General features: G+C 34.0%; 8 protein-coding genes. All 8 read right to left on the bottom strand.

The genetic code is table 11. The features are described from left to right. Positions 1-127: 127 nt before the first annotated feature. Complete coding sequence (gene noc / locus NKR20_RS18295) at positions 128-1,003, bottom strand: nucleoid occlusion protein (RefSeq protein ID WP_121214600.1); 876 nt, start codon at positions 1,001-1,003, stop codon at positions 128-130. A 298-nt stretch (positions 1,004-1,301) separates the two neighbouring features. Beyond that, positions 1,302-2,018 (bottom strand): 16S rRNA (guanine(527)-N(7))-methyltransferase RsmG, encoded by a 717-nt coding sequence (gene rsmG, locus NKR20_RS18300; RefSeq protein ID WP_121214601.1) that lies wholly within the window; start codon positions 2,016-2,018, stop codon positions 1,302-1,304. Between the two features lie 69 nt (positions 2,019-2,087). Further along, a complete protein-coding gene (mnmG, locus tag NKR20_RS18305; protein WP_121214602.1) occupies positions 2,088-3,983 on the bottom strand; it encodes a tRNA uridine-5-carboxymethylaminomethyl(34) synthesis enzyme MnmG in 1,896 nt (631 codons plus the stop codon). Between the two features lie 121 nt (positions 3,984-4,104). After that, positions 4,105-5,490, bottom strand: a complete 1,386-nt coding sequence (gene mnmE / locus NKR20_RS18310; RefSeq protein WP_253427990.1) for a tRNA uridine-5-carboxymethylaminomethyl(34) synthesis GTPase MnmE — start codon at positions 5,488-5,490, stop codon at positions 4,105-4,107. A 271-nt stretch (positions 5,491-5,761) separates the two neighbouring features. Next, a complete protein-coding gene (gene jag / locus NKR20_RS18315) occupies positions 5,762-6,538 on the bottom strand; it encodes an RNA-binding cell elongation regulator Jag/EloR (RefSeq protein ID WP_253427992.1) in 777 nt (258 codons plus the stop codon). Further along, the gene (gene yidC, locus NKR20_RS18320) at positions 6,535-7,305 is read right to left on the bottom strand and encodes a membrane protein insertase YidC (protein ID WP_121214605.1); all 771 of its coding nucleotides are present in this window, start codon (positions 7,303-7,305) and stop codon (positions 6,535-6,537) included. Before yidC ends, jag begins: the two co-directional genes overlap by 4 nt. A gap of 145 nt (positions 7,306-7,450) precedes the next feature. Then, positions 7,451-7,795: a ribonuclease P protein component gene (gene rnpA, locus NKR20_RS18325; protein ID WP_121214606.1), complete on the bottom strand. Its 345-nt coding sequence runs from the start codon at positions 7,793-7,795 to the stop codon at positions 7,451-7,453. Positions 7,796-7,874: 79 nt separating this feature from the next. Beyond that, on the bottom strand, positions 7,875-8,009 hold the full coding sequence (gene rpmH / locus NKR20_RS18330; protein ID WP_004233310.1) for a 50S ribosomal protein L34: 135 nt from the start codon (positions 8,007-8,009) through the stop codon (positions 7,875-7,877). Positions 8,010-8,603 lie beyond the last annotated feature (594 nt).

The raw sequence follows: 8,603 nt of genomic DNA on the forward strand, positions 1-8,603 counted from the left end.
AAAAAAGATTTTTACTTCTTATATTCTATCAAAATTACATTCAAGTTGTATTCTATTCTAAACAGAATTCCTTGATTTTTATAGAAAAAAAGGTTCCTAATTACAGATAAGGAACCATAAAAATACATTATGCTTTTTTCTTTGGAATTTTTACTGTTATTTGATAATACTCTTCAGTATCTTCTTCTTCTGTTTTTACATTAATCCCACTTTTTGTAACCATCGAAAGAGATTGTTTAATTGTATTTAATGCAATACGAATATCTTTACTAATTGCCTTACGTTTTGGTTTTTCCTTCGTTTCTTTCGGTTTTGTTAGTTGGATAATATATTCCTCTAACTGGCGGACATTCCACTCATTTTCTTTAATTAATTCTACTAAATTTCTTTGAACATCTGGATCTTTAATAGATATGAGAGCCCGCGCATGTCTTTCGGAAATTTCTCTCTTTAATATTGCTTCTTGCACAAATTGAGGAAGCTTTAATAATCGAAGTTTATTTGCAACAGTAGATTGACCTTTTCCTAATCGTTGAGCAAGCGCTTCTTGAGTAAGTGAATGGAGTTCTAACAATTGTTGATAAGCTAATGCTTCTTCGATTGCAGTTAACTCTTCCCGTTGAAGATTCTCAATCAAAGCAATAGAAGCAGTTTCTTTATCACTTAAATTTCGAACAATTGCAGGCACTTCTGTCCAATTTAGTTTCTTCATTGCTCGGTAACGACGTTCTCCAGCTATGATTTCATAGCGATCATCAAACTTTCTTACAACGATTGGTTGAATGACACCATGTGTATGAATCGTTCTTGATAATTCCTCAATTTTTTCTTCATCAAAAACTGTACGAGGTTGGAACCGATTTGGAATAATTTCATCGATTGGAATTTTCACTACTTCTTCAGCTGCTTTTTTCTTTTCTACCAACTCTACTTCTTCTACTTCACTTTTTACAGAAACAGCTTTATCTCCGCCTCCGAAAAAACGTGAAAAAGGACTTTTCATTCAATAGGCACCACCTTTTAGAAACTATCTTGCTCTAACATCTCTATAAATATTATTTATTATAAACTATAAAATGTACAGAGTCCGATAGATTTATAATCTATTAAAAGATAAACATAAATATAATTTATGTATGCTTCACAATTGAAATTTATATCTAAAATAAGAGACATTTCGATAAATTTTTAAAAAATTTTTTGTTCCACATGAAACAAAGATATGAGTATATTTAAAATTCCCTAGCACTAAGTTAATAGATTTATTTTAAGCCTACTAGAAAAAGCAGGCTATTATATCTTTATTGAATTGGTGTTTTATTCGGTACACCTGGTTTGCGTGGGTATTTTTTGGGTGTTTGTTTTATTTTATCAAATACATAAAGAGTTCGTTCACTTTCTTCAACCGGTAATAAGTAAGAAAACTCTTCTTTTAATTTAGCACCTAAAGTTGTAATTGCTTTTTTCGCATCTTTTAATTCTTCTGGTCCAGCAGCAGCTTTTAATGCAACAAAATATCCGCCTTGTTTGGCTAATGGAATACATAACTCTGATAAAACGGATAATCGTGCTACTGCGCGGGCAGTAACAACTTCAAATTGCTCACGATATTTTACATTTTGACCAAATTCCTCAGCACGCGCATGCACAAATTGTACATTTTCTAATTGAAGCTCCTCACTTAAATGATTTAAAAAAGTAATACGTTTATTTAATGAATCAACAATTGTCACATGTAAATGTGGGAAGCATATTTTTATTGGGAGACTAGGAAAACCTGCACCTGCACCAACATCACATATTGATTCTACCTTTGTAAAATCAAAGTAAAAGCTTGCACTAATGGAATCATAGAAATGCTTTAAATAAACACCTTCTAAATCAGTGATTGCAGTTAAATTCATTTTTTCATTCCACTCAACTAAAAGCTCAAAATACTTTTTAAACTGTGTAATCTGGTTATCAGTTAGTTCGATTCCTTTTTCTTTTAACGCAGCAATAAATTGTTGTTCGTTCATTGAGATCTCCCTTTAATAATTTTTTCATAAAAATGAACGAGCGCCCAAAAAAGACGCTCGATTTAATCTTTATTCATTCCCTATGCGTGCAATTTTCCCTTGTTCGATATATACAAGAAGAATTGAAATATCGGCAGGATTTACACCAGAAATACGAGAAGCCTGGGCAATGGATAATGGACGAACTTCTTTTAGCTTTTCTCGAGCTTCCGTCGCAATACTTGGAACATCATCATAATCGATGTCTTCTGGTATTTTTTTATTTTCCATTTTGTGAAGCTTTTCAACTTGTGTTAATGCTTTTTGAATATAACCTTCATATTTTAATTGAATTTCAACTTGTTCTTTTACTTCATTGCTTAATTCAATTTCTGATGGTGTTAATGATGCAACTAATTCATAGTTCATTTCCGGACGTTTTAATAAATCTGCAGCACGGATACCATCTTTCAATTCTGTACCACCAACAGAACGGATTACTGATTGGGTCGTTTCATTTGGTTTAATAATCACTTCACGAAGACGAGCAATTTCATTCTCGATTTGTTCTTTTTTCGTAGTAAATTTTTTGTAACGTTCTTCAGATATTAAACCAATTTTATAACCAATTTCAGTTAATCGTAAGTCTGCATTGTCATGGCGAAGAAGTAAGCGATACTCAGCTCTTGAAGTTAGTAAACGATATGGCTCGTTAGTTCCTTTCGTCACTAGGTCATCAATTAATACTCCAATATAAGCTTCTGAACGTTTTAGAATTAGTTCTTCTTTTCCTAAAACTTTTGCAGCGGCATTAATTCCAGCCATTAACCCTTGACCAGCTGCTTCTTCATAACCACTTGTTCCATTAATTTGACCAGCAGTATATAGGTTTTTAATAAGTTTTGTTTCAAGAGTTGGCCAAAGTTGAGTTGGTACTACTGAATCATATTCAATTGCATAACCAGCACGCATCATTTCAGCATTTTCTAAACCTGGAATGGATTTTAACATCTCACGTTGAATGTTTTCAGGTAAACTTGTCGATAAACCTTGAACATAAACTTCTTGTGTATCTCTTCCTTCTGGTTCTAGGAATAATTGATGACGTGGTTTATCGTTAAATCGTACAATTTTTGTTTCAATTGATGGACAGTAACGAGGACCTTCTGCCGTAATTAATCCTGTAAACATCGGTGCTTTGTCTAAATTATTGTTAATAATATCATGCGTTTCGGCACTAGTATAAGTTAACCAACAAGGAATTTGATCCATAATAAATTCAGTTGTTTCAAAACTAAATGCACGTGGTTCATCATCACCAGGTTGAATTTCTGTTTTACTATAATCTATCGTTTTACTATTAACACGAGGTGGTGTACCTGTTTTAAAACGAATAATGTCAAAACCTAATTCACGTAAGTTGTCGGCTAATTTAATGGAAGGACGTTGGTTATTTGGACCACTTGAATATTTCACATCTCCAATAATAATTTCGCCGCGCAAGTACGTACCAGTTGTAACGATTACCGATTTAGCTCGATAAATTCCACCTGTTTGCGTTACAACTCCAGTAACTGTACCGTCTTCTATAATTAACTCATCAACCATTGCTTGGTTAATTGTTAAATTTTCTTCTTCCTCTAATAAACGTTTCATTTCACGTTGGTAAAGCACTTTATCAGCTTGGGCACGTAAAGCACGCACTGCTGGACCTTTACCCGTGTTTAGCATACGCATTTGGATATGAGTTTTATCAATAACTCTCCCCATTACTCCACCTAATGCATCAATTTCACGTACGACAATTCCTTTTGCCGGTCCACCGATAGATGGGTTACATGGCATAAAGGCAATCATATCTAAACTAATTGTAAGCATGAGTGTTTTAGCACCCATTTTTGCTGCAGCATATGCTGCTTCTACGCCAGCATGACCTGCGCCGATGACGATAACATCGTACGAGCCTGCTTCATATGTTGTTGTCATGCCGAATCTTCCTCTCTATTTAAAAAATATTATTGTACATTTATATTTGACTTAACTAATAATAAGGCAAAAGTTAATTCTTTTACACTTAAAATTAATTAAGTCTTATCATTTTTAGAACTTACTTACCTAAACAGAATTGTGAGAACAACTGGTTAATTAAACTTTCTTGTACTGTATCGCCTACGATTTCTCCTAAAAGCTCCCACGTTTTTGTCACATCGATTTGGATCATATCTACTGGTACACCAGCATTAGCTGCATTGATTGCATCTTCAATTGTATCCTTTGCTTGATGTAGAAGTGCTATGTGTCGAGCATTTGAAACATACGTTAAGTCATTTGCTTCTACTTGTCCTTCGAAGAATGTTTTCGCAATGGCTTCTTCTAATTCAATAACTCCTTGTTCTTGTAAAAGAGAAGTTGTCACAACTGGACGTCCATTTGCTAGTTGTTCTACTCTATCTAAATTGATTTTTCGAGGCAAGTCCGTTTTATTCACTACAACGATAAAATCCATATTTTGAATCGTTTCAAATAAACGCTCGTCTTCTTCAGATAATTCTTCCGCTGAATTTAATACAAGCAAAATTAAATCAGCTTCTTTTAATACTTGACGAGATCTTTCTACCCCTATACGTTCAACGATATCTTCCGTTTCACGAATACCTGCTGTATCGACTAAACGTAACGGTACGCCACGAACATTGACATACTCTTCTATAATATCACGAGTTGTCCCTGCTATATCTGTAACAATTGCTTTATTCTCGTGGACTAAACTATTTAACAATGAAGACTTACCAACGTTTGGTCTACCTAAAATAACTGTTGAAAGCCCTTCTCGTAAAATTTTCCCTTGAGATGAAGTTTGAAGAAGTTTATCAATTTCATCCCGCACCCAAGAACATTTTTCTAATAAAACAGGAATCGTCATTTCTTCAACATCATCATATTCAGGGTAATCAATATTCACTTCGACATGAGCAAGTGTTTCAATCAACGCTTGTCTTAATTGTGCAATTAATCGTGAAAGTTTTCCTTCCATTTGCCCAAGTGCTACATTCATCGCTCGGTCAGTTTTCGCACGAATTAAATCCATTACTGCCTCAGCTTGCGATAAATCAATTCGACCATTTAAAAAGGCACGTTTTGTAAACTCACCTGGTTCTGCTAACCTTGCTCCATTGCGTAAAACAAGTTGTAACACACGATTTACTGAAACAATCCCACCATGACAATTAATTTCTACTACATCCTCACGAGTAAAGGTTTTTGGGCCGCGCATTAGTGAAAGCATCACTTCCTCAATAACTTCCTCTGTTTTTGGATCGATCAAATGTCCATAATGTATCGTATGGGATTTCTCCTCACTCAGTTTTTTCCCACTGGGCGATTGAAATATATTTTCTGCTATTTGAATTGCTTCATCCCCACTCAAACGAACAATGGCAATTGCACCTTCGCCCATTGGTGTAGATATCGCAGTAATTGTATCGTACTCCATGAATGAAACCTCCTATTTTCACGAACTTCACTCAAAATAAAATTTATGTTAATTCCGAACTTATCCACATGTGAATAACTACAACGAACATTGTTTACTAACAACTTAGGGTAACATATTTTGAGTAAATACGAAAGTAAAGCATTTTTCCACATGTGGATAATGTATTTTAGGAGAAAAGGTGTGGTTATTCACAGGGGACTTTTTTGGAAATTGAGCATAAAAAATACGGTCTATTGAAATAGACCGCATTCTATAATCTGTATGTTGTTTATTTTAATGGCTCAATTACTAGATGACGATTAGGTTCAACACCTTCAGAGTATGTTTCAATATCAATACGATTTGCAAGCGCATTATGAATCACTTTACGCTCATATGACGGCATTGGTTCTAATGAAACTTTCTTCCCAGTACGAACTGCTCGATCTGCCATTCGTTCAGCTAATTGTTCTAAAGATGCCTGACGTCGTTCACGATAATCTTCTACATCTAGCTTAACTAATAAAAATGATTTTGCACTTTTATTTACAACAAGTTGGGTTAATTGCTGGATTGCATTTAACGTTGAACCTCGTTTTCCTATTAAAAGTGCTGCCTTTTCACTCTCTAACTTTAAGAATAAATTTTTACCTTCAGTTTTTGAATGAATTTTTAAATCTTCAATCCCCATTTCCTTTGCAATACTATTTACATAGTCCTTTGCAACACTCATCGGGTCAACTTTTACTTCTTCTTCAGTTAGTAACTCTTCTACTTCATCAACATTTTCATTTGCTTCTGGTTGATTTAATGGAGCTTCAATTTTCTCTAGTTGTTCAGCTTCAACTTGAACTACTTCTTCTAATTTAGTAGTAGCTGGTTGTTCAATTTGTACCTCTTTAACCGTTACACGCACCTCTGCAGGACGTGTACCAAAACCTAAAAATCCTTTTTTCGCCTCTTGTAAAACTTCAACTTCAACTTGAGCACGGGTTGTCCCAAGTTTTTGTAACGCTAATGAGATCGCTTCTTCTGTGCTAGCGCCTGTTTGCGTAATCTGTTTCACTTTTTCGCTCCTCCAGTTGTCATAGGTTCTGTTTTCTTTTTATTCCAAGGTTTATAAATCACAAGGTTTTGAATAACTGAGATGATATTTCCGACAACCCAATATAATGATAATGCAGCTGGTAAGGCAATACCAAATCCAATAATCATTAATGGCATGATGTACATCATAACCTTCATTTGTGGGTTATCTACTGCAGGACCTGTCATTAACACAACAAACTGTATTAAACCAGCCAGTACAGCTAGTACAACACTTGGATCTGCTAATGGGAAAACTAAAAACGTTCCTAAGTCAAAAGCCGGTGTTGCATTCATACGGCTAATTGCATGGTAGAAACCAATTAAGATTGGCATTTGAATGAATATTGGTAAACATCCAGCCATCGGATTTACACCAGAAGATTGCATCAGTGCCATCATCTCTTGTTGATACTTTTGTTGAGTAACAGCATCTTTTGAAGCATATTTCTGTTGTAATTCCTTCATCTTAGGTTGAATCTCTTGCATTTTTTTCGAACTTTTTACTTGTTTAATTGTTAGAGGTAATATTACGAGACGGATAATAATTGTAACAGCAATAATACCCAATGCATATGAGCCTAGTAGCTCGGCAAAATATTTAATAAATGAAACTAACGGCCAGACAATGAATTCATTCCAAAAACCTTTGCTTTCAGAAGAAATTGGCTCGTTAAATTCTGTACATCCAGATAGCAGCAACGCTACTGATACTAGAGACAAAACAATCCAAAGTCTTTTTTTCAACCTTCTTCCTCCTAGAGTACTATTCAATTCAAAAAATTCATTGAAGTTATTTTAACACGGGTAACGCTTTCACTCTACTAATTGTTCTTTTAGAAGTACTATTTTTTCCGAATTTTCAATCCAAAAAGTGAACAGCTATTACTAACTACTTCTTCTTTAATACCTTTGCAATCTTTAATACATGCTCTAAACTTTTCTTTGTTTCATGAAAATCTAATGTGGCCGCTGGTTGTCTAGCGATAATAACATAATCCATATCTTGTCTAACTTCTTCTTTCAATTCTAAAAATACTTGTCTTATATACCTTTTAATTTGGACTCTTGTAACGGCTTTACCGATCTTCTTCCCCACAGATAAGCCGATACGAAACTCGTTTTGTCCCTCTTTTGGTAAGCAGTAAACAACAAATTGACGATTTGCAAAGGATTTTCCCTTTTTAAACACCTTCTGAAAATCTTCATTTTTCTTAACTCTTTGCCGTTTTTTCATACTTCTACCTACACATCCAATCAATCTTCTAGTATCTTAAAATGCCGAAAAAAAAGACCACTGAAGAAGCTCAGTGGACTTATGCTGATAATACTTTTCTTCCTTTACGACGGCGAGCAGCTAATACTTTACGTCCGTTCTTTGTGCTCATACGTGCGCGGAATCCGTGTACTTTACTATGCTTACGTTTTTTTGGTTGATATGTGCGTTTCATTATATATGACACCTCCAAATGAAAGTTAATTTTTATCCTACATACAGACCAATACATTATATAGTTAAAAGAAATAGCTTGTCAATTAATAATTTATTCTAACAAACCAAACCCTCTTTCGCCATTTTCTAATATCGGCTGTCCCTCATTTCATTCTATCTTTGTATATCAAAATTAAAGGGCCTTTTTAAATAAAAAAATTATCCACAAGATTTTCTCGCTACGAAAAAATCGAATGTGGATAAAATTTTTCAATATTTTTTTATCCACAAGGTTTACTGACAACTTTTACACAAATCCCAGCCCTGTGGACAACTTATTTGTGATTAAAAAATAGTTGTGTGGATAAGTTTTACCAACTATTGAAATGACAATATTTTTTTGTTACGATAGTTGTGTTTTCCTTTGTGGAAATCTTTGTTGGGAAATATTTTATCCACAGATGTTAATAACTTGTGGATAAGAATAAACACACCTTATGGATAATAGTTATCCACAGTATGTGATTATGTGTTTTAATATAATTCTGTTATTCTTTATAGATGCATTTTATTAATTTGAAACTGAAATTATACATGAAAAGGAGAAAAAAGC

It is taken from the genome of Ureibacillus endophyticus, from assembly GCF_024159215.1.
GTDB lineage: Bacteria > Bacillota > Bacilli > Bacillales_A > Planococcaceae > Ureibacillus > Ureibacillus endophyticus.